The organism is Colwellia sp. 75C3 (assembly GCF_002836255.1).
In the GTDB taxonomy this organism is placed as follows: Bacteria; Pseudomonadota; Gammaproteobacteria; order Enterobacterales; family Alteromonadaceae; genus Colwellia.
In genome coordinates this window covers 1-22,749 of sequence record NZ_PJAU01000053.1, presented here as the reverse complement: position 1 = coordinate 22,749, position 22,749 = coordinate 1, and the positions used below count along the sequence as shown (strand labels likewise).

Here is a 22,749-nt window from a genome sequence, read left to right as displayed (position 1 = left end):
GTGCTCTCTGGTTGTAGAGCACTTAGTTTTTTATGACGAATTTATTATTACTTTGGCAGCTAACCTATATCCGTCATCATCTCTTCAATCTGCTCAGCCAGCTCAAGCCAAAGCATTTCATTTTCTTCAATATCGCCTTTTAATTTAGCCTGTTTTTTTATTAAGTCGGTTAATTCATTTTTGCGCTCTGCTTGGTAAAGATCACTGTCACTTAATAAAGCTTCAAGCTTAGTTAATTCTTCTTGCCATGCATGAACTTTTTTCTCTAATTTATCGGCTTCTTTACGTAAAGGGCCTGATTTTTTTCTTAGTTCGGCTTGTTGCTGGCGAAGTTGCTTTTTGTCTAAGCCTTTATCAGCGCTTTGTTGTTCAGTTTTAATCGATTTTATCGCTTGTTTTTTATCGTCATTAAGCCATTGCTGGTAATCATCAATATCACCGTTAAAATCACTTACTCGGCCGTTGGCAACAAGATAAAACTCATCAACACATGATTCTAATAAGAACCTATCATGGGCAATCAAAATGATCGCGCCACCAAAGTCTTGTAGTGCCATCACGAGTGCTTGGCGCATTTCTAAATCTAAATGGTTGGTCGGTTCATCTAGCAGTAATAACTGCGGTTTTTCTAAGACAATCAAAGCCAGTACTAAACGAGCCTTTTCACCACCAGACATGGTCGAAACTTGTGACAGTGCTTGGTCGCCACTAAAGCCGAACTTCCCTAAAAAGGTACGGGCTTGTGGTTCACCTAACGCAGGTTTAGCACGTAAAATATGATCAACAGGACTTGAAGGGGCATGCAATTGTTCTAATTGATGCTGAGAAAAATACCCTACCGTTAAATCTTGTGCGCAGTAACGTTCACCACCGAGTAAGGAAAGCTCACCGGCAAGGGACTTTATTAATGTTGATTTACCAGCGCCGTTTCGACCTAATAAACCAATGCGACTACCAGGTATTAACGTTAATCCTACGCTATCTAAAATAATCGCTTGTTCGCCATGGTCAGATTTAGGGTAACCACACTGACTTTCTTTAAGTGATAAAAGCGGGTAAGGCAAGCTTTCAGGCTCGGCAAAGCTGAAGGTAAATTGGCTATCAACATGTGCAGGCGCTAAATCAGGTAACTTCTCTAAACGCTTTAATCGACTTTGTGCTTGTTTTGCTTTACTTGCTTTGGCGCGAAATCGATCAACAAAGGCGGTTAAATGTGCGGCTTCTTTTTGCTGCTTTTGAAACTGTGCGTCTTGTTGCGCTAAATGTTCACGGCGTTGACGTTCAAAAGCAGTATAGTTGCCGCTGTATAATTTAGCGCGCTGGTGTTCAATATGCAGAATTTGGCCAATAACCGTATCAAGAAAGTCACGGTCATGTGAAATCAGTACTAAGGTACCAGTAAAACGCTTTAACCAGCGTTGTAGCCAAATAACCGCATCTAAATCTAAATGGTTGGTTGGTTCATCGAGTAACAACAAGTCAGCACGAGATATTAGTGCCTGAGCTAAGTTTAAGCGCATGCGCCAACCACCCGAAAAGTCTTTCACTGGGTTATCAAGTTGTGATTGTAAAAAACCTAAACCATGTAATAACTCACCAGCTCGGGCAGGTAAACTATATCCGCTGATGGTATCTATTTTATTGATAAGGGTCGCTTCAAGGTTACCATTATCAGCACTACGTGCTTGCTCAAGCTGTTGCTCTAATTGGCGGAATTCTTTATCGCCATCCATCACGTAATCAAGAGCTGTTTGTTCTAACGAAGGGGTTTCTTGTCTTACGGTGGCAATATCCCAGCTTGACGGTAAAGCTAAATCGCCAGAGTCAGGTGATAAATCACCTAAAAGTGCGGCGAAAAGAGATGATTTTCCACAACCATTACTGCCAACTAAGCCAACTTTATGATTAGGGTGTATGGTAAAGCTAGATGATTTTATTAGGTTTTTAGCCCCTCTATCTAAACTTAGGTCTGTGGCGATAATCAATGGTATTTCCTCGGGAAAATGGCATAGTGAGACAGAGATAATACCCACTAAAAAAATGCTGATGCATTGTCGCTTTTCCTATGACCACTATTCAAGGTAAAATAGCGATAATTCTGGATTTAATGTCGCGCCTGTTGAACTTTCATATTGAAAAAGCAATCAGTAAAGAGCCACAGAGCCTAATAATAAGTAGTAGATAACTATGAGCAAAGCCCTAAAGAAGAGATTTATCGCCGGTGCAGTCTGTCCTAAATGTAAGGCGATGGATACTATGGCATTAACCAAAGAGAATGGTGTTGAAAAAGTAACCTGTGTGAGCTGCGGCGAACAAATGGTACAAACAGAAGCACATGTAGAAAAGGTTGTACGTGAGCATGAACAAGTGATTGGTGTTTTTAAACCCTAATTTATAGACCTAATAGGCATTAAGTCCGCTGAAGTGATTTCCTTCTAGGAAGAAAGTACTTCAGCGGGTAATCCTTGGTATATTTGACCGAGGATATAATTTTATAAGGGTAATGCTTAAGATGTGTATATCTGTTTAGTAATGCGGAGGTGGTGGCTCAATATTGTCATTTTCATTGTCACTCGATAAGCTACCTGCATCTTTTATACGATTAGCAACTAATTGAATTTGATGTTTCAACTCTGAAATTTCATGCTGATGGGCAGCTAATTCTTCACTTAATTGATCAATCACATCGTCTTGAAAAACATTGCGTGACTCTAAATCGTCAACACGCGCTTCGAGTCGTTGAACATAATTGGCATTGGTGCTGTGTGCACTGAGCGTTATTTCGTTATTGGCCATGATTCAACATATCCTGATGAGCTTATCGTTAATAGATCGTTATTATCGCCAAATGCGACACTATACACAACCGCTCCTGTAGGTCTTTTTGCTTCTTTAGGGGTAACAAACCAATGTGACAGGCGTTTACCAGTGGCAATATCCCAAATGCTAACTTTTCTGGTCGCGGCGCCGGTGATTAATGTTTTACCATCAGGAGAAAAACGAACGGTACTAAAAACCTCATGACGTTTTGTACCTTGCAAACTACTAATACGTTTCCCTGTTTTTAAGTCCCAAATATAGGCAGCTTTCATACTATCGGCAGAAAAAGCATAACGGCCTTTGGCATCTAATGCGACTTTTGATACGCGCGAGCTATGATTAAATTGATAAACCACTTGCCCCGATTGAGTATCCCAAACATAGGCAGTAAAATCATTACCACCCGAGATAGCCACACGGCCATTGGGTAACATATCTACCGAGTTTACTTTTTCTTTGTGGCCTAAAAATTCTAACCGTCTTCCAGTATCAACGGCAACATGTAGTACGGTACCGTTGCTTTTGCCGATAAGTAAGTAGTCACCACCATTACTAATAGCGATATCTCTAATATGAGATTCGCGCACTTGCCAATAACCTTCAGACTTACCTGATTGTAAGTTCCACAGGGCAAAGTTATCTCTATTAGCCGTCAATACATGGCTAGCATTGTCACTAATATCTATAGAAAGTACTAAGTTGTCGCTGGTATTTTGTTCTTGTGACCAGTTATAAAGTCGCTCATTTGTAGTTAAATCCCAAACACTCAGACCATGATGGATAGAAGACACTACTGAGAATTTGGCATCACTAGAAATCTGACCCGCATAGGCGCCTTGTGCAGACTGTTGCCAGCGCTGAAGTGGCTCTTGCGTAATAGGCTTACAAGCAGTGAGTGTGGTCAATAAAATGACTGGAAAAATCCAATTACAATTTAACAAAATATTAATACTTTTTTATTTGCGCATTTATCGTTAGTATAAGTTCTTTTTTGAAATTGTTTAGTGTTATCTTTACTTAAAATGAAAAGTTAAATTTTCAAAGGTAACATCACAGTTTTTTAGTTTTTAATTGGGGAATTCTCCAATTGTATTGTTTAAGTGGAGATATTAATGAAATTGTTTAAGCCTACCCTAATAGCCCTTGCGCTAGTTGCCGTTGTTGGTTGTAATGAAAAAGCTGTTGAAGAAGTTAAAGCACCAGTATTAGATACTGAAGTGCAAAAACAAGCCTACGGCTTAGGTGCCTCAATTGGTATGTACATGCAACGTAACTTAGAAGAGCATGACAAACTAGGTTTAACATTAGATAAAGAGCTTATCGTACGCGGTTTTGTAGACAGCATTGACGGTAAAGCCGTTATCGAAAAAGAAGAAATTCAAGCGTTATTGATGAACCTTGATGCCAGCATGAAAGAAAAACAACAAGCAGCAGCAATTGCCGCTTCTGAGTCTAGCCTAGCTGACGGTGCTAAATTTCTTGCCGACAACGCTAAACAAGAAGGCGTTACAGTAACTGAATCTGGTATTCAATACGAAGTATTAACAGCTGGCGAAGGTGATACACCTTTAGCAACTGATACTGTTAAAGTTCACTATAAAGGAACTTTCTTAAACGGTGAAGAGTTCGATAGTTCTTACAAGCGTGGCGAACCAGCAGTATTCCCACTTAATCGTGTAATCAAAGGTTGGACTGAAGGCGTACAATTAATGCCTCTTGGTGCTAAGTACAAGTTTACTATCCCTTCAGATTTAGCGTACGGTCCTAACGGTAACCCACCAAGCATTCCGGGTAACTCAGTACTACAGTTTGAAATTGAATTATTAGAAATTCAAAAAGCTGATGCAGCACCAAAAGCTGACGGTCATGACCACGCAGCTCACTAGTTAATTTTTGTATAAGTTAAGTATTCTTAATTTATACAACGCATACTAGAAAAATATAAAACCATCAGTAATTACTTACTGGTGGTTTTTTGTTTTTACCTGTTTGTAATTTACATTTTTATTTTGTTATACCAATTCCGATAAGTTCCTGGTCTTGTTGTACGAAGTGAAAATATTTCAGGGCAAGGCGCTTGATTGACCAATAGCTGGCTATTGGGATTGAAAGCAACGCCGTCATGAATAATTTTAGCCAGTACAAGTGGTCAATAATTTAACGGAATTGGTATTAGGCATTAGCTTTTAAACTGTCCTCGAGAAATAGTCGCGTAACTATTAGCTTTATGGTTAAGCTTTCACGTAAAATGTCCCAATGAAAACACTCCTAATAATTGGCTATGTATGGCCAGAGCCTAACTCTTCAGCGGCAGGTAGCCGTATGATGCAGTTAATCCATTTCTTTCAGGCGCAAAGTTATCACATTACTTTTGCCAGCCCAGCGCAACAAACTGAGCATATGGTTGACTTACGTGCCTTAAATATAGTCGTTGAGAATATCAATCTCAATTGCACCAGCTTTGATGATTTCATTAAGGAATTACAACCTAATACCGTGATGTTTGATCGCTTTATGATGGAAGAGCAATTTGGCTGGCGCGTTAGTGAGCAATGCCCACAAGCACTACGTATTTTAGATACCGAAGATCTGTTTTGTTTACGCAATGCACGTCACCAAGGTTATAAACAAAAACGTGCTATCACCGATGAAGACTTACTCACCAGTGATATGGCAAAACGTGAAGTTGCTTCTATTTTTCGTTCTGATATCAGCTTAATGATTTCAAGTATTGAAGTAGAGTTACTGCAGCGTTTATTTAAAGTCGATGCCAGTTTAATTCACTATTGCCCTTTTATGTTAAACGAAACGCAATTAACCCAAAAAAATCTAAGTTATCAACAGCGCGAAGACTTTATGGCGATAGGAAATTTCCGTCATGCCCCTAATTGGGACGCAGTATTATGGTTAAAACAGCAAATATGGCCACTGATACGTAAACAACTGCCTGATGCTAAGCTGAACATCTATGGCGCTTATCCGCCACCGAAAGCGACTGACTTGCATGATGAAAAATCAGGTTTTTTAGTGAAAGGTTGGGTCGATGATGCGGTACTTGCTATGCAAAGTGCCAAAGTCTGTTTAGCGCCGTTACGTTTTGGTGCCGGTATTAAAGGCAAGTTAGCCGAGGCTATGTATTGTTCAACGCCATCTGTGACCACAGATATTGGTGTAGAAAGCATGCAAACTGATTTACCCTGGGCTGGCGCAATAGCCAATGACCCACAAACTATTGCAGATGCTGCGGTTAAGCTGTATCAAGATGACTTAGCTTGGCAAGTAGCCAGTGATTTAGGGCAACAAAATGCCCAAGTAATGTATCAACAAGAAGCTATATTAGCCGAGTTAGGTGAGTGTTTATCAACGCTTGAAACTAATCTTACACAGCACAGACAAAATAACTTTATTGGCAGTATGCTTAATCATCACCATCATAAAAGTACCCAATATATGGCGCAGTGGATTGATGTTAAAACGCAGTTGAAAGTTTTGACAGAGGATACAGAGGATAAATAAAGAAGAAAGGGTGGTTAGCTTTGGTTAATCGGCTAGCCGTCCTTTCGTCATTTCAGTTATTACTTAGGCTGGAATGCCGTTTTTAGCGGGTGACAAAGCGCGATTGACTGAATAGCCAAATCCCCCTAAATAATAACCATAAGGGAATTTTTAGATAACGGCTTAAATGCTAATCGACAAAAATTTGCATCTCTTCACCAATTTGCTTACGCATTTCCATCAATTTCACTGCCGAAGCATGCTGCTTCTTATCTGCTTCCGTTTCTGGCTTCCACTGCGGTACACGTTCTGATTGACCATTTTGATCAACGGCAACCATAATAACAATACAATGGGTAGTTAAGCGGCGGTTTAATGATTTAGGATCGCAGGCGTTAACTTCTAGGGCAATATGTATTGAAGAATTACCGGTATAAATTACTTTGGCTTCTACTTCAACTAAACTGCCTACATGGATAGGGGCAACAAAACGAATACCACCCGCATAAGCAGTAACACAGTAACGACCACTCCAACCAGCAGCACAGGCATAAGCCGCTAAATCTATCCATTTCATCACCGCGCCACCATGGACTTTACCACCAAAATTCACATCTTGTGGTTCAGCTAAAAATCTTAAAGTAATGTCGCGTTGTGGTGTATTCATAAGTGAGCTCTTTATCGTTAATGAGGTTGAATTTGGAGGATCTTAGCAAGATTGCTCAAAATATAGTGTTAGCGGTTAATTAGCAAATAATATCTGTCAGCAATTTTTACAATATATGCATATAGATGTCAGATCTCTTTCTAATTGATTGAAAACTCACTGTAATACATTTAGGTATGTTATTTGCACATGCGTACAGTCTATATAACTTTTTAGGTTTACTCTTTAATGAAAAAATTACGCACGCTTTTAATTGCTCTACCTTTGACAGCTTTATTATCAAACACTGCTTTTGCAGGTTTGATATCAGAAGATTTTAATTCGGGTTCTGTAAATGGAGCTACTCTCTACGGCCCTTCAGTTGTAGTTAATAACGAATTACAATTAACATCTTCAAACCCTAGTTTATTAGGCGGCATGTCCTTCTCTGATCAAGATAACGGTCAATTAATTAAGTCATGGGGTGCTGATTTTGATTTCAGAATCGATGGAAATAGCAATGGCGGTGCTGATGGTATCTCATTAACTTATAGTCGTTTAGGCGAGGTTGGCGTAGCAAGTGAGGAAGGGTTATTTTCTGGTCTTGCTATAGGCTTTGATACTTGGAACAATGATGAAACATCAGGAAATCACATTAGCTTACGTTACGATGGTGTTTTATTAGTAGAGCAACATATTTCTGCGCCTAGCTTACAGGATGGTGTAGTACACAATACTGCAATTACTATGGATGAAGGTTTAGTGAGTGTTTCACTAGATGGCACTTCAATTTTTACTCATCAAGTGGCTAATTGGTCAGCTTATAGTGGTCAATTTAATTTTGGTGCGAGAACTGGTTGGGCTATGAGTCGTCAGGTTGTTGATAATTTTAATGCCAACACTGTTGCCGTACCTGAACCTTCCATGCTTGCTTTATTTGGTCTAGCTTTATTTGGCTTAGCACGCAGAAAAACTATCAAAAAATAACTTATAGAAAATAAAATATTGTTTAAATCCTCGCTAATCAGCGGGGATTTTTTTTGCTTGGAAAACGATGGCTTATTTTACAAAGAAGACCTTTACATGAACTACTTAATTCAATAGAATGAGAATCGTTATCATTTGTGTTGGTGTGTTATGGAAGTTTGGCAATCACTGTTATTAAAGGGCAACGATAGTTTTAACAGACTCGAGTTACCATTAGCAGAAGAATATTATCACCAAGCTATAGAATGTTTAGAGCAACAGTGGTGTGCTGACATTGAAGATAGCAACCTGCTAATGGCATGGATCAGTGCTTTTCATAATCTGGCGGTTTTGTATGAACAGCAAGGGCAGCCGAAAATTGCTTTCAGGTATTTACAAATACCTCATCAACGTATGTATGAATTATCACAAAAATCGCAATACAGTGATGATCTTAAGTTTGTTGCGCTACGTACTTTAAAATTCACATTGATGCCTTTGCTGGCGTTTAGCAAGAAGTACCCTGCTTGTGATGGTTGTTTGTCATCACTAAAAAAAATGGAAGCGGCAATAAACGCTAACCAACCGGTAATGCATTAGTTTACGGACTATTAAGGATATTACGATGAAAAAGACAGCTTATATTTTTTCTTTATTGGCATCACTACTAAGTAACCCATTGTTTGCCCATCCAGGGCATGGCCATAGTACTGGTGGCGCAGGTTTAGCGCATTTATTATGGTTAGTGCCCGTTATTGTTGCTGCCGTTGTTGTGGTCTTCAAAGAGATCACAGCCTCAAAAAACTGATCGGGCAATGGAGGAAGGAAATTATGTTGTTTCACAGTATTTTTGAGAAATTAGATAAAAGACTTATCTTTCCTGTTCTTTGTCCTTATTCCACCAACAGAAACGTTGGTTTATCGTCAACTAGCGCCTTTGTTGCTTTTCAATAGTGAGAAAATTATGTTTGGATTCCATTTTTGTAAAGTAACCGGAATGAGCATGTCGCCGAGGATACCTGAAAACAGTTATGTTTTTGTTGTGCCTTGGCTAAAAATATTTAATTTGAAAGAGGGCAGTTTACTTAAGGTGTTTCATCCTCGCTATGGCCACATAGTTAAGTCATTAGCTAAAGTGGATAGAAATGGCTTGTTTTGGCTTAAAGGGCACCATAAGAATAGCATGCCTATTGAGAAGTTAGGTCCTGTAGGAAAGTCGCAAATACAAGGTAAGGTATTGTGGGTATTTCCACCTAAACAGTAGATAATATTTCGTAGAGGAGGAATAGCCACGACTTCTCAGTCGCGGATATTATTACTTATACGTTATTATAGTAAGCTTAAGCCCTGCTTTAATGTTGCTGCTGCTTCTTTATAACCACTCTTGTCTAAATAAGTGCTAAAGGTATTTATTAAGCCGGGAACTTGTTCAGTAGAAACCCCCAGTTTTTTAAAGGCCGAATTTAAATAGTCGACACTTTCTGCTTTTTTACCGGCATCACCAGCACTAGAAAATAAAGAGCTCATTGATGATTTAGCTACTGTAGGGGCTTTATCTAAATAGTTTTGTGCATCAGGTACCGCTTTACTGATTAAGGCAAAGTTTTCCTGAGATAAGTTATCTTGTGCTACTTTTAATAGTGAACCAAAACTTGCTGCGACTGTGCCTTCAGATAAATTTAACTGCTTGGCTGCATATTCGATCATAGCATTTGTTTCTAATGGCACACCTGCATCCTTAGCTACAGCTTTAAGCTGTTCAGATGAAGATTTGGTGATAGCGCCTAAGTCGATAGCTGATGCTGTTAAACTAGTTAAGGCAACTGAGACAGATAGACATATAATTAATAATTTCATGGTTAACTCAATGTTAAATTTTTGTAATGACTTACTTTAACATGCTTACTGAAATTAGTGAGGGGGATTTTACTGGCATTGAATAGCGTTGCACAAATAAAAAGGCCTTTCTCAAAAGAGAAAGGCCGGAAATGCTCGCATTATGGTCTTGTTACCAAGCTTCTTATTATTAATTTCTAGCTATTATATTTTTTATTATTATTAGTGTTTAGCTATTTTTGTTTTTGTTTTTATTATTGTTTTTCTTTAGCGCAGGCATTTTATACCAAAGCCTTTTTACCATCGCAAGAACTTTAGTAGAGCATAAACTCCACGAGTTTTTTCGTAGTAAACTGGTTGAACAAGCATATGCCGCTAACCTATTGATTCAAAGTTCATTGGTAAAAATCAAGCGTAAATTGAACACTTTAAAAAAAAGTAAAATAAATTGAACTTTTATATTTTTAAGCTACTTTATGATTGATTCACTGACATTTAATTTTTTCAGGTGTGTTGATTTAGCGCATAGATCAAAAGGCTGGTCGATGCTAAACTGCGCAGCATAAAATACATTGGTGAGTTGTTGTTAACTATCGCCATTGATTAACAAAATTCAATGAGTCAGGGCATTATTACAAATAAGTAGTATTGCAAAGTGGCTATAAAATAAAAAATAAGAGGAACTATTGGTGACTGAATTAAAAAATGATACCTATTTACGTGCGCTATTAAAGCAACCAGTAGATTACACGCCGGTATGGATGATGCGTCAAGCTGGCCGTTATTTACCAGAATATCGTGCGGTACGTAAAGAAGCCGGTGACTTTATGTCGGTATGTAAAAATGCTGAATTGGCTTGTGAAGTAACCATTCAACCGTTACGTCGTTTTCCGTTAGATGCTGCAATTTTGTTTAGTGATATTTTAACTATTCCAGATGCAATGGGCTTAGGGTTATATTTTGAGACAGGGGAAGGACCAAAATTCCAACGTCCTATTACCTGTAAAGCGGATGTTGATAAAATTGGCATACCTGATCCGGAAGATGAACTAGGTTATGTAATGAATGCCGTGCGTACTATTCGTAAAGAACTAAAAGGCGAAGTACCGCTTATTGGCTTTTCAGGTAGTCCGTGGACATTAGCAACCTACATGATCGAAGGTGGTAGTTCTAAAGCTTTCACTAAAATAAAAAAGATGATGTTTGCTGAGCCACAAACATTACATTTATTGCTTGATAAGTTAGCTGACTCAGTTATTAGTTATTTGAATGCACAAATTGCTGCAGGCGCACAATCAGTGATGGTATTTGATACTTGGGGCGGCGTATTATCTCCACGTGATTATAATGAGTTTTCATTACAATATATGGCGAAAATCGTTGATGGTTTAACACGTCATAATGAAGGTCGTAAAGTACCAGTAACCTTATTCACTAAAAATGCTGGCATGTGGTTAGAGTCTATCGCGGCAACAGGTTGTGATGCTGTTGGTTTAGATTGGACCATTGACATTGAAAACGCAAAAGCACGTATTGGTGATAAAGTTGCGCTACAAGGTAATATGGACCCATCTATGTTATATGCACCATTGCCACGTATTGAACAAGAAGTCTCAAAAATACTAGCAGGTTTTGGTGACGGCGGTACAGGCCATGTATTCAACTTAGGCCATGGTATTCACCCTGATGTGAACCCAGATCATGCAGGTCATTTCATTGAGTCAGTACACCGTTTAAGTAAGCCTTATCATAAATAAGCCGTTTTAGTTATCGCGGGAATCTACATCCCGCTTTATATTAAATGCAATGAAGCCGTTGTGAACTAACTTACGTTGAGTATGTTAAGTTCACAGCGGTTTTTTTATGAGGTCATTTTAGTCAAATCTATTCGAATTTTTACAATCCCTGTCTCTTTTAGAACCCCCTATTTATGCCATTACTTTGATGATATTAAAGGTGTGTTGTTTTTATACTGAAGGAGTACCGACTCTCAAACGGTCTCAATGTAGACTTGCGGACATACTCTGTTACATTGCTAAAACTTTCAATAATCAAACATCACAGTTTTATTTTTATATTATTTATCAGTTGTTTAGCTGGTCTTTCTAGTCTGTCACCCCGTGCTTTCGTATTCGTTTTCTAAAATTAATAACAAACTGTACTTGTGTTATGGTGTACTGGTGATGTATAACACTAATATCTTTTTGGTATTATTTAAGGAATAGGGCATGACACCTCAATGGGATCCAGAAAAACCGATATACCTACAACTGTATCAGCAAGTAGTCACTCGCATATTAGATGGCTATATTAAAGAAGGCGAAGCTTTACCTTCTGTAAGAAAAGTTGCAGCTGAGTATCAGCTTAATCCAATGACTATTTCAAAGGCGTATCAGATGTTACAGGACGAAGAAGTTGTAGAAAAGCAACGCGGTAAAGGATTGTTTGTTATGCCAGGAGCACAAGTGTTGATGCTAGATAGAGAGCGTGAAAGCTTTTTGTCACACCAGTGGCCGGCAGTATTACAACAAATCGTCCGACTTAAACTTTCGCCAGAAGAGTTATTAACCAGCAGTATGGAGGGTTAATTATGAGTGCATTAATTTCAGTAAATAACGTCAGTAAATCCTTTGGTAAAAAGAAGGTGCTTTCGTCGGTAAATTTCTCTGTAAATGCAGGACAAATTGTAGGTTTAGTTGGGCCAAATGGCGCAGGTAAAACTACCTGCTTACAAGCTATTTTAGGCTTAACAGATTTCGAGGGTGATATTAGTGTTTTAGGCCTTCACCCTAAAAAAGATCGCGTTAGCATGCTAAACGATGTGACCTACATAGCAGACGTTGCTATTTTGCCTAAATGGCTAAAAGTGTCACAAGCATTAACCTATATGCAAGATATCCATAAAAACTTTAATCTTGAAAAAGCTGAAGGCTTCTTAGCCAAAACAAATATAGCGCTAACAGATAAAGTTAAAATGTTATCAAAAGGCATGGTTGCTCAGTTACATTTAGCCCTTATTCTTGCGGTTGATGCGAAAGTACTTGTGCTAGATGAGCCAACGTTAGGTTTAGATATTTTAACGCGTCGTCAATTTTATAATCACTTGCTTGAAGATTTCTACACTGAAGAAAAGTGCATTGTAATCACCACTCACCAAATAGAAGAGATAGAGCACATTCTTACCGATGTCGCATTTATTAAACAAGGTGAGATTGTCTTAGCACAAAGTACCGATGAAATTAGAGAGCGTTTTAATCTCGTCGCAGTTAGTAATGAGCAGGTTGATAACGCTGATGCATTAACGCCGTTATTTAAAAATAGCATGATGGGATTAACCACTATGTTGTTTGATAATCAAGATAAAGAAAAACTACAGAGCTTTGGGAAAGTAACAGTACCTAGCTTGGCCGATGTGTTTGTCGGTATCATGAATAAGGAGATGTGCTAATGAATGTTTCTATAATGAAAGCCTCAGTGAAAAAAGAGCTGTGGGAATTTAGTGGTATGTTGACTTGGGTGCCAGTGGCGCTAGCGGGTATTTTCATTTTTATCCCATTATTAATTATGCTGCTTAATGGCGTAGATATGACCTCGGTACTTGAAGGGTTTAAACACTTGAGTGAAGTTCAATACGGTGATGAAGTTGAGAAAGTCTTTTTTGTATCAACTATTGCGTTATTTGTGCCGTTTGTATTAGTTGGTTTTATTGTGCAATTATATTACTTTATTACCTGTTTATATGATGAGAGACGTGATCAGTCTGTGATGTTTTGGCGTTCTTTACCGGTGTCAGATACGGTGACTATTGCAAGTAAAGCATTAACCGGTGCCGTTGTTATCCCGGCAATATTTTACTCGGCAGCGACCGTTTTATTCTTTATAGGTTTAGTGTTAGCCTTTGTCGCTTGTGCTATTTTATCGATAGGTTTTGATATTTCGCTGTGGGGTTTATGGTCAGGTACCAACATAGTAAGTGTTTTAGCTTCTATTTGGTTAACATTATTACCAACAGCACTATGGTTATTACCACTGTATGCCTGGTTAATGTTGATGTCTATTTATGCTAAGAAAGCGCCATTTTTATGGGCGGTGTTACCTATCGTTGTGTTGCTAATTATTGAAGGCATTGTGGTACATTATTTACATTTATCGCAGCCATTTTTTGGTCAGTTTATCGGAGATTATTTCTCTATTGCCCCAGAAAATAGCACATCGTTTGAAATTGGTGATGACAACGCGTCAATATTCGCACCGGTACTGGCTGTACTTGCTAAGATTGATTATCGTACCGTAATCGTCTCAGCTGCTTTATTATTCGCAACGTATTGGTTTAGAGTGAATAAACAAGAATCATAATGCTAATCAACTACGTGACTAACCCAGTGATTGGTTAGTTACGTAGTTAAGTTAAGCGTGCTGTACTAAGAGAACGCTAGTATTAAAATATTGGCATTTTTTATAAGTAGAAAACCTTATTTCTCCCTGAATTTTTAGCTTGATATAACGCTTTGTCAGCGCGAGAGAATAAGTCATCAAAGGCTTCATCAGTGGCGAGGAAGCTTGAAACCCCAATGCTCACTGAAAGTGTTATTTCACCTTGCCAGTCCCCGATAATTGTTAACTTACTTTGTTCTTCTCTAATGCGCTCTGCAAATGCCATAGCAGATTGAGGTGATGTTTCAGGTAAAAGAATAGAAAACTCTTCACCACCGATACGCGCTAGAATATCCGTTTGTCTTAAATTTTCTTGAAGTTGCTTGGCAACTTCGATTAATACTTGATCGCCAGCAGGATGACCATATTGGTCATTGATGCTTTTGAAGTGATCAATATCAATGGAAATAAGGGTCATAGATAATGAGTAGCGTTTTGCTCGCTGGTATTCTTTTCCTGATTGTTCGGTGAAGAAACGTCGATTATATAAATTGGTTAATGGATCAGTATTAGCTAGTTTTTTAAACTCTTCTTTGAGCTTGAACAATTCAGTTACGTCAGTTGAGAAGCCAATTAACGCAGGTAATTTATCAGGCCGATTAAAAGGAACTTTAGTGCTGATGTAATGACAGGTACCACCCTCGTCATTTTCTGTAGTCTCTTCTATTACTTGTTTTTTATTGGTTTCAAAAACCTGCTTATCTGATTGATAAAAGTGCTCAGCCACTTCTTCGGGTAAAACCTCAGTATCTTTTTTACCAATGATATTCTCTGCCTTGTCGCCAAATAATTCAGCCACGCGGGAATTTATGTATAAAAAGGTGCGTTCGGAATCTTTAACATAAATATGGGCATCGATATTATTTAGCATGGTATCAAGTAAATAGCTTTGCTCATTTACTTGTTCTTGCAGCTTTTTTTCTGCAGTAATATCAGTAGATATACCACACATACCATCAACGATACCGTCACAGTTATAAAGAGGTTTTTTGACCACCTTAAAAATATGCATTTCATTTTTAGCTTTGATAAAGTTACTTTCTTCACTTTCAACCCGCAAAGCTTGGTCCATGACTAAGCGATCATTTATTTGTAATTGTTTAGATAGCGCCAAATCAAAAAAATGACTGTCATCAAAGCCGACAACCTCAGTCAAGCTTTTCTCAAATAGATCTAAAACAGCTTGGTTGGCATAGGTATACTTACCCGATAAATCTTTGGTATAGATAAAGGAATCTATACTATTCAATACTTGACCTTTTATGGAATCAAAAGCGGTGGCTGTATTTTTTTCTTTACTCAAAGTAATCGCCTAAGGTAAAAGGAATAAAAAAGTCACTATCAAAGTGAGTATTGTCGGCTAATGAAATACTAACACATTTCGATGAGTGAAAAATAACCGGCTCTTGATCTATTTAAAGTTTTTAAGCTACATTAAAAGCCCATTATTACTTTCTATATTAGATTTCAGTTGGCTTTATCAATAGTTCTATATTGCTTGGGTATTCTTTAATAAAAGTGCAATAAAAAAGGTACTTAGTAAAGTACCTTTTTTAGACTGCTTAATTGAATTTTCTAACGTTATTCATCTTCAACTTCGTAAGCACTAAAATCAGTAATACCTTTGGCTTCAAGCAAGCGTCTAACACTCGCAGGTAACTTTTCATTATTATCTTTTGCTAAATCTTCATCGTCAGGTAAAGGCTGTCCAGTAAAGGCGTGTAAAAACGCTTCACATAACAATTCACTATTGGTTGCATGACGAAGGTTGTTAACTTGACGTCTGGTGCGTTCATCGGTCAACACTTTTAAGACGCGCAAAGGAATAGAAACGGTAATCTTCTTTACTTGCTCGCTCTTTTTACCGTGTTCGGCATAGGGATTTATATACTCGTCATTCCACTGAGCCATGAATATTCCTCTGTTTTGTTATAACGTATTCTATATTGTAATAGTGTAGATTTTACCTGTTGCATAAAAGCAGTCAAGTAGAAGTTTAGAAGTCTAAAAATACTTGACCCTATTAATGAAAGTGTTTAGAGTTATAGACGTCCAAACATCTAAACGTAATTTATAACAATTTCACGCAAAAGTGATAACCATTGGAGAACAATATGTCGATTAATCACAAAAGTAATATTACCACTTCGGCAGTAAGAGCAGGCATTAATACCGATCAGCATCATGGCGCTGTCGTTGCTCCTATTCATTTATCCAGTACGTATTCATTAAAGGGTTTTAATGACAAACGTCAATTTGACTATTCTCGAACGGGTAATCCGACGCGAGCGACTTTTGCTGAAGTGATTGCAGATTTAGAGCAAGGTAGTGTTGGTATTGTTACCAGTACAGGCATGGCCGCAGTACATTTACTTTGTCAGTTATTGTCGGTTGATGACACGGTTGTTATTCCACATGATTGTTATGGTGGTAGTTTTAGATTATTTACCCATTTAGCTAAGCGTGGCCAGTTCAAACTTATTGTTGTTGACCAAAATGATCAACAAGCACTCGATAAAGCCTTAGCACACAAACCTAAATTAGTTTTACTGGAGAGCCCAAGCAATCCTTTATTACGTATCGTCGATATTGAAGCAGTCACCAAAGCATGTCATGGCGTTGGTGCCTTAGTCGCGGTAGATAACACCTTCTTATCGCCAGCATTACAACAACCTTTAACGCTTGGCGCTGATATAGTTTTCCACTCAACCACTAAATACATTAATGGTCATAGTGATGTTGTTGGCGGTGTTTTAGTCACCAAAACTGCAGAATTAGGTGCAACACTTGCGTGGTGGGCCAACTGTATCGGCATTACGGGTAGTGCCTTTGATAGTTTCTTAGCGTTACGTGGTTTAAAAACGTTACCTGTACGAATGAAGCAACATCAAGAAAATGCGTTGCAAGTAGCCGACTTTCTTAAAAATCATGATGCTATTGATGCAATATATTTTCCTGGTTTACCTGAGCACAAAGGACATGATATTGCCAAAAAACAGCAATTTGGTTATGGTGCAATGTTAAGTTTCGAAGTTAAGGGTGGCGTTGAAGCAGTTAAAAAATTATTTGATAACCTTGAGTTGTTCACCTTAGCGCAATCATTAGGTGGTGTTGAGAGTTTAATTAGTCACCCATCAACTATGACACACGCAGGAATGGAAATAGCCGACCAGTTAGAAGCAGGCATTACCCAATCCTTAGTGCGTATATCAGTCGGTATTGAAGATATTGAAGATATATTGGCTGATTTAGCGCATGGTTTAACGCAAAGCCAACAGTAAACATTAAATAAACAATTGTGATAATAATCTAGCAGTTAAGCAGGCAGACAGATGACACAAGAAAATATTACCTTAAAGACGGTCAACGAAGATAAAGCAGTGCGAAGCAAAAATATTGCGGAGCATGAACTTGTCACTGAAGTAACCGCAGAAAATAAATTGGCTAAACATGCCATTCAAGTACACAAATTTGGTGGTAGTTCATTAGCTACGGCCAAATGCATTAAACGTGCCCTTGAAATTATCCGTGAAAATTGTCAGTTAAACGATATTGTCGTGGTATCAGCTAATGGTAAAACTACCGATAGTTTATTTGCTATTTATTCTCTGGTTGAAAAAACTATTGCTGACCAAGGCATACAAACAAATGATAGCTTAACGCAAGCTATTACTGCATTGGCGAAAGCGCAAGCAGAGTTAATTACTGAATTATTAAATGGCAATAATACCAAGCAATTATTGCTTCGCTTGAATAAAGACATTGAGCAATTAACTGCTTGGTTAGCCGATGATATTGTTCAGCACCATAATGATATTTTAGCCTTAGGTGAAGTGTGGTCAGCAAGGTTGTTGTCAGCGTTACTTAATGAGCAGGTTTGCCCAAGTAATTTCATTGATTCTCGTGATTTTCTCGTTATCGACAATGAACAAAGTTGTGTGGTTGATACTGCGATAAGTGCGGCGCAATTAAGACAACGACGTCAATTTGGTAAGTTAGCCGTTATTACCGGCTATATCAGTAAAGATACTCGAGGGAAAAGTTGTACTTTAGGCCGTAACGGTAGTGATTATTCTGCCACCATTATTGCTTCTTTAGTTGCTGCAGGTAATGTTACTTTGTGGACTGATGTCGATGGTATTTATAGTGCCGATCCTCGTGTAGTGCCCAGTGCTAGAAAACTACATCGCTTACCTAACGGTGTTGCAAAAGAGCTAGGACGTTTAGGTAACCCTGTTTTACATGCCAAAACATTATTACCGCTTATTAATCCATTAAGTGAACATCACACCCATTTACATGTTGCCAGTAGTTTTGATGCACAAGTCATAGGGACTGAAATAGGTCGTTTTGGTCAAATAGCTAAACAAGAGTTATCAGTAACTTACCTTAATGATTTACTGCTAGCGCAATCAGTGAGTTTTATCGGAGAGGCGGCTGCTAATGCTAAAGCAGAATTCTCCCCTATTTGTATGGATGACCAGAAAGGTTTTATGGTTATCACCCAAGCACAACAAAAATCATTAAGTCAGTGGTTGGCGAGTCATGATGTTGAAATCAGCTTTAGACCCGTAGCTATTATCGCAACCGTTGGTCATCGAGTGGCTGAACGTGGTGATATTAGAGCGCGCTTTAAACGTTCATTAAAAACAGCTAAACCATTAAACTTAGTGGGTAGTGATAATAGCCATAGTGTTATCGCTGTTTTACCTGAGTCTTGTTCTATCGAACTCTTAAATACGGTTCACCATGAAATGACAAAAGATGCTCGTCATATTGGTTTAGTCGTTGCGGGTATGGGTAATATAGGTGAACGCTTTTTAGAATTATTACCAGCGCAGCTTAACAAAGTATACGCGTTAGAAAATTTGCACTTAGTTGGCTTACTATCGTCGAAAAAAGCCTTGATCAACAATGATGGTATTGATGTAAATCAAGCCACGTCACTCTTCGCTCAAGAAGCACAAGATTACGATAGTGAACAGCTTATTACTTGGTTGACTCAGAACCCATATGACGAGTTAATTGTTGTCGATATCACCCCAAGTGAAGATTTCAGTTTATTGTATGAACAAATTTTTTCTTTAGGTATTCATATCATCGGTGCCAATAAATGGGCTGCTTCAAGTAGTACTGCTCATTATAATAATTTAGTAAATACCGCGGATAGCAATAACAGTTTATGGTTAGGCAATACTACTGTTGGTGCAGGTTTACCGATCAATTATGCTATTGATGACTTACGTCAAAGTGGCGACAGTATTAGTGAAATATCTGGTATATTTTCAGGTACACTTTCTTGGTTATTTGAAACGTATGATGGCAGTTCAAAATTTTCAGAACTGTTATTAAATGCTTTAGCACAAGGTATTACCGAACCAGACCCTCGTGAAGATTTATCAGGTCGAGACGTTCAGCGTAAATTATTAATTTTAGCGCGTAAAGCAGGCTTTGAATTAGCATTAGAAGATATTGATTGTCAAAATTTAGTGCCTGAGGCATTACAGTCATTATCAACCAGTGATTTTTTAGCCAGAGCTAATGAGTTAGATGAGTACTTTGCCACAGCGTTATCTGACGCAAATAGCATCGGGAAGTGTATTCGCTATGTTGCTCGTTTTCAGCATAATGAAGCCACAGGCGTTAGCGCAAAAGTGAGTTTAGAAGTCTTATTTCAAAGTGATGCTTTTGCCAACTTAACACCCTGCGACAACATTTTCCAAATAAGTAGTCAATGGTACCAAGACAATCCATTAATTATTAGTGGACCAGGAGCTGGGCGAGATGTTACCGCGGGTGGTTTACATTCAGATCTCGTTAAAACTTGTCAGCAGCTGGCGCACAAACAAAATCAAGTGAAAATAAAAGGTATAAATTAGGGCCTGTTGATCTCTCGAGATTATTTTTGCAGCTATTTGTTGGGTATTTATACAAGGTAGAGTCTTTGTAATGTGGTTTTCAGGACAATAGCTCCTGCATTGTCTAATAAGCTACATCCATGCAGCGTCACTTAAAAAGGCGATGACGCTGTAAAAATGACCAACAAACGCTGTCCGAAGGATTCGGCTAAAAACATTTTACTCTTTGTTGAGCAGTCTTTGCTTATAATGACTAGGCTACACACTACCCGCCGCGATTAAAACGTTTTTATCTCGAACAAAATTTAACCGCGAAAGGTCAACAGCCCCTAGTAAGTTACTGCGAGTAATAGCTGTAACTAATAGCCTATGTTTTGTGTAATACCAAGCAGATTAATTTATTGGTCTGATTGGTATTATATTCCTAGCATTTAAAATCTGCACTTTGCAGGTTAACGGCTATATATTCGCTAGGTGTCGACACATTGAACTGTAATTACTTTGATGAACAATGTTAATAGCATTATTTATTTTGTTCATCAAAGTAATAGCTCCTTGCCTAACTATTGCTTTTAGCTATTATTACTAGCATGATAGATATTATTTATTCATTCTTGCGGTGCAATGGCTAAAGACTCTCCCCACCAAACACATTACACTCGACAAATTCAGTATTTGTTAGCAAAAGTCTACGGGCGAAGTGCCGTGAAAGACTCTTTGTTAGATCGCGCTATCGGATATTTTGAACATGAAGAATTTCGTCCTTCAGATGAAAAAATATCTACAGATGAGTCTCAGCTTGAACAGATGCAGCGTACTGAGCGTCACTCTAGTTTATTGTCTATCTCCCTTGCTATTATTGAGCTGGCGGAAGGTGAAAGCTATGCTGAAAATAACAGAAAATCATCACAATTCTTGGGTACCATTCAACTTATAAGTCCTACAGAAGGCAGGCGTGTTGCTACGAGTAATGAACAGAGTAAATCGATTTATAAAGCGGTATTATGCCTACGCTTACTCGACCGTTTAATTCTTGAAGGCCATATGGCTGAGCCATACATCAATAAATTCTTAATCGATGTTACCCCTAAGCAATATATTCATTTTGCTAGTCATGATAGTGATGCTCATCAACGTTTTACTGCGCAAGTAAAAATCCCGCTTGTTATGGCTGCATTATTGCAAGATATTGGTAATTATCACCCTAAAGCTCAAGCTGTACTTTGTGGTGGTAATGGCACGTTAGATCCCTTTCGTACGTTAGAGGTTAAGGAACGGAAAGAATTACTACAGATTAACTATCGTGAAACGTTGAAATATCTAAGTGAGGGCATTGGCATGCCAACATTTGTTGGCAATACTAAGATTGAGCGTGATAAATTCCTGGTGGACGAGCAAGGTAAACTTTCCTTTATCAAGTTGTTATTAAAAACGAGTGTTAATCCCAAAAATACGATTGGTAACGTATTAAAGGTCCCACAAATTTATACGTCAATCATCCTGTCAACCAAAGAAAATTATAACTACAAGTTATTGCCCCAAGTCTTCCAAGTACTCAATAAAAATGCAGAGCTTGGTGCCTGTTCACAAAGTGTCGTTGATTCCTTATACGCCATTACCGGCATGTTCCCACAAGGTTTTGGCATTGTGTATATGCCGTTAGGCGGAATTGGAGAGCAAGGGGAGTGCTATGAGTATGCTATTGTGAATAATTTGTATCCAGTAAAAGCTGAACACCCCAATTGCAGAATGGCAACACGGAAATTAACGTTTATTGGTTATGGACAAAATTTATTGATCCCAAATAATAGTAACCTTTATTTTACTCAAACGGCAAAGAAGTTAGCAAGATTGAGTAAAGAGCGTTTGAACGAAATATTAGAATTATTAAGTTCAAATTCTCAAGAGCGAAAGGAATTGGATTTGCTTCCTCGCTGCTGGCACGCTAATGAATTTTTCTCTGTAAAAGTAAATCAAAACCTTTGGAACAAAGCCGACTCATAATGTTATTCAATATCGGTATTCGTCCAGTTGCCTTTATTTAAGGTTTGAGAGCTTAAATAAAGGCAACATAAAGGCAACATCTGATTTTATTTAGTTAACCGCTAATGAAGTAAAATTTTAAAATGCAGCCATACGATTAATATGACTGAAAAATATTATAAACAGTAGTGCTGGATCATTTTTGTTAATAGCAGCTCGGTTTTATCAATTTATTCGTTGATATGGCTGCTAAAAATTATAAACAGTAATGCTGGATCATTTTTGATAATAGCAGCTCGGTTTTATCAATTTATTCGTTGATATGGCTGCTAAAAATTATAAACAGTAATGCTGAATTATTTTTGTTAACAGCAGCTCGGTTTTATCAATTTCTTCGTTGATATGGCTGCTAAAAATTATAAACAGTAATGCTGAATTATTTTTGTTAACAGCAGCTCGGTTTTATCAATTTCTTCGTTGATATGGCTGCTAAAAATTATAAACAGTAATGCTGGATCATTTTTGTTAACAGCAGCTCGGTTTTATCAATTTATTCGTTGATATGGGTGCTAAAAATTATAAACAGTAGTGCTGGATCATTTTTGTTAATAGCAGCTCGGTTTTATCAATTTATTCGTTGATATGGGTGCTAAAAATTATAAACAGTAGTGCTGGATCATTTTTGTTAATAGCAGCTCGGTTTTATCAATT

The 22,749-nt window shown here is 38.0% G+C and carries 22 protein-coding genes; 15 read left to right on the top strand and 7 right to left on the bottom strand.

Features of this window, described 5'->3' with window-relative positions:
* Positions 1 to 59 precede the first annotated feature (59 nt).
* Entirely contained in the window at positions 60 to 1,985 is a 1,926-nt protein-coding gene (locus CXF85_RS12470) for an ATP-binding cassette domain-containing protein (protein ID WP_101228952.1), read from the bottom strand.
* Between the two features lie 202 nt (positions 1,986 to 2,187).
* On the opposite strand from CXF85_RS12470, the gene CXF85_RS12465 reads away from it, so the two are divergent.
* Entirely contained in the window at positions 2,188 to 2,391 is a 204-nt protein-coding gene (locus tag CXF85_RS12465; RefSeq protein WP_101228950.1) for a YheV family putative zinc ribbon protein, read from the top strand.
* A gap of 135 nt (positions 2,392 to 2,526) precedes the next feature.
* Here CXF85_RS12465 and CXF85_RS12460 read toward each other — a convergent pair whose 3' ends face one another.
* Both CXF85_RS12460 and CXF85_RS12455 read right to left on the bottom strand, forming a co-directional pair.
* Complete coding sequence (locus tag CXF85_RS12460; RefSeq protein ID WP_101228948.1) at positions 2,527 to 2,796, bottom strand: SlyX family protein; 270 nt, start codon at positions 2,794 to 2,796, stop codon at positions 2,527 to 2,529.
* Entirely contained in the window at positions 2,778 to 3,761 is a 984-nt protein-coding gene (locus CXF85_RS12455) for a WD40 repeat domain-containing protein (RefSeq protein WP_101228946.1), read from the bottom strand. Before CXF85_RS12455 ends, CXF85_RS12460 begins: the two co-directional genes overlap by 19 nt.
* Before the next feature lie 171 nt (positions 3,762 to 3,932).
* On the opposite strand from CXF85_RS12455, the gene CXF85_RS12450 reads away from it, so the two are divergent.
* Both CXF85_RS12450 and CXF85_RS12445 read left to right on the top strand, forming a co-directional pair.
* A complete protein-coding gene (locus CXF85_RS12450; RefSeq protein ID WP_101228944.1) occupies positions 3,933 to 4,706 on the top strand; it encodes an FKBP-type peptidyl-prolyl cis-trans isomerase in 774 nt (257 codons plus the stop codon).
* 370 nt (positions 4,707 to 5,076) lie between these two features.
* A complete protein-coding gene (locus CXF85_RS12445; RefSeq protein WP_101228942.1) occupies positions 5,077 to 6,336 on the top strand; it encodes a glycosyltransferase in 1,260 nt (419 codons plus the stop codon).
* Positions 6,337 to 6,505: 169 nt separating this feature from the next.
* Here the strand turns inward: CXF85_RS12445 and CXF85_RS12440 are convergent, their stop codons facing one another.
* On the bottom strand, positions 6,506 to 6,982 hold the full coding sequence (locus CXF85_RS12440; protein ID WP_101228941.1) for an acyl-CoA thioesterase: 477 nt from the start codon (positions 6,980 to 6,982) through the stop codon (positions 6,506 to 6,508).
* Between the two features lie 228 nt (positions 6,983 to 7,210).
* On the opposite strand from CXF85_RS12440, the gene CXF85_RS12435 reads away from it, so the two are divergent.
* The 5 genes from CXF85_RS12435 to sodX all read left to right on the top strand — a co-directional run bounded on the left by CXF85_RS12435 (position 7,211) and on the right by sodX (position 9,191).
* Entirely contained in the window at positions 7,211 to 7,948 is a 738-nt protein-coding gene (locus CXF85_RS12435; RefSeq protein ID WP_101228940.1) for a PEP-CTERM sorting domain-containing protein, read from the top strand.
* Positions 7,949 to 8,098: 150 nt separating this feature from the next.
* Positions 8,099 to 8,527 (top strand): hypothetical protein, encoded by a 429-nt coding sequence (locus CXF85_RS12430; RefSeq protein WP_101228938.1) that lies wholly within the window; start codon positions 8,099 to 8,101, stop codon positions 8,525 to 8,527.
* A gap of 25 nt (positions 8,528 to 8,552) precedes the next feature.
* The gene (locus CXF85_RS12425) at positions 8,553 to 8,735 is read left to right on the top strand and encodes a hypothetical protein (protein WP_101228936.1); all 183 of its coding nucleotides are present in this window, start codon (positions 8,553 to 8,555) and stop codon (positions 8,733 to 8,735) included.
* Positions 8,736 to 8,758: 23 nt separating this feature from the next.
* Entirely contained in the window at positions 8,759 to 8,881 is a 123-nt protein-coding gene (locus CXF85_RS23310) for a hypothetical protein (RefSeq protein ID WP_269801178.1), read from the top strand.
* A gap of 10 nt (positions 8,882 to 8,891) precedes the next feature.
* Positions 8,892 to 9,191 carry a nickel-type superoxide dismutase maturation protease gene (gene sodX / locus CXF85_RS12420; RefSeq protein ID WP_101228934.1) on the top strand — a complete coding sequence of 100 codons (300 nt, stop codon included), beginning with the start codon at positions 8,892 to 8,894 and terminating at the stop codon, positions 9,189 to 9,191.
* Positions 9,192 to 9,256: 65 nt separating this feature from the next.
* Here the strand turns inward: sodX and CXF85_RS12415 are convergent, their stop codons facing one another.
* Positions 9,257 to 9,784 carry a DUF2780 domain-containing protein gene (locus CXF85_RS12415; protein WP_101228932.1) on the bottom strand — a complete coding sequence of 176 codons (528 nt, stop codon included), beginning with the start codon at positions 9,782 to 9,784 and terminating at the stop codon, positions 9,257 to 9,259.
* A gap of 668 nt (positions 9,785 to 10,452) precedes the next feature.
* On the opposite strand from CXF85_RS12415, the gene hemE reads away from it, so the two are divergent.
* From hemE to CXF85_RS12390, 4 genes are all read left to right on the top strand, one after another.
* Positions 10,453 to 11,520, top strand: coding sequence for a uroporphyrinogen decarboxylase (gene hemE, locus CXF85_RS12405; protein WP_101228928.1), 1,068 nt, complete (start codon positions 10,453 to 10,455; stop codon positions 11,518 to 11,520).
* A gap of 471 nt (positions 11,521 to 11,991) precedes the next feature.
* Positions 11,992 to 12,351, top strand: a complete 360-nt coding sequence (locus tag CXF85_RS12400) for a GntR family transcriptional regulator (protein ID WP_101228926.1) — start codon at positions 11,992 to 11,994, stop codon at positions 12,349 to 12,351.
* A 2-nt stretch (positions 12,352 to 12,353) separates the two neighbouring features.
* Positions 12,354 to 13,211 (top strand): ABC transporter ATP-binding protein, encoded by an 858-nt coding sequence (locus tag CXF85_RS12395; RefSeq protein ID WP_101228924.1) that lies wholly within the window; start codon positions 12,354 to 12,356, stop codon positions 13,209 to 13,211.
* Complete coding sequence (locus CXF85_RS12390) at positions 13,211 to 14,119, top strand: ABC transporter permease (RefSeq protein WP_101228922.1); 909 nt, start codon at positions 13,211 to 13,213, stop codon at positions 14,117 to 14,119. Before CXF85_RS12395 ends, CXF85_RS12390 begins: the two co-directional genes overlap by 1 nt.
* Positions 14,120 to 14,219: 100 nt before the next feature.
* Here CXF85_RS12390 and CXF85_RS12385 read toward each other — a convergent pair whose 3' ends face one another.
* On the bottom strand, positions 14,220 to 15,500 hold the full coding sequence (locus CXF85_RS12385; RefSeq protein ID WP_232771179.1) for a sensor domain-containing diguanylate cyclase: 1,281 nt from the start codon (positions 15,498 to 15,500) through the stop codon (positions 14,220 to 14,222).
* 278 nt (positions 15,501 to 15,778) lie between these two features.
* Positions 15,779 to 16,108: a met regulon transcriptional regulator MetJ gene (gene metJ, locus CXF85_RS12380; RefSeq protein ID WP_101228919.1), complete on the bottom strand. Its 330-nt coding sequence runs from the start codon at positions 16,106 to 16,108 to the stop codon at positions 15,779 to 15,781.
* Between the two features lie 203 nt (positions 16,109 to 16,311).
* Between metJ and metB the strand changes: the two genes are divergently transcribed.
* The 3 genes from metB to CXF85_RS12360 all read left to right on the top strand — a co-directional run bounded on the left by metB (position 16,312) and on the right by CXF85_RS12360 (position 22,059).
* Positions 16,312 to 17,478 carry a cystathionine gamma-synthase gene (gene metB / locus CXF85_RS12375; protein ID WP_101228918.1) on the top strand — a complete coding sequence of 389 codons (1,167 nt, stop codon included), beginning with the start codon at positions 16,312 to 16,314 and terminating at the stop codon, positions 17,476 to 17,478.
* A gap of 51 nt (positions 17,479 to 17,529) precedes the next feature.
* Positions 17,530 to 20,076, top strand: a complete 2,547-nt coding sequence (gene metL / locus CXF85_RS12370) for a bifunctional aspartate kinase/homoserine dehydrogenase II (RefSeq protein WP_101228916.1) — start codon at positions 17,530 to 17,532, stop codon at positions 20,074 to 20,076.
* A 603-nt stretch (positions 20,077 to 20,679) separates the two neighbouring features.
* A complete protein-coding gene (locus tag CXF85_RS12360; RefSeq protein ID WP_101228914.1) occupies positions 20,680 to 22,059 on the top strand; it encodes a hypothetical protein in 1,380 nt (459 codons plus the stop codon).
* Positions 22,060 to 22,749 lie beyond the last annotated feature (690 nt).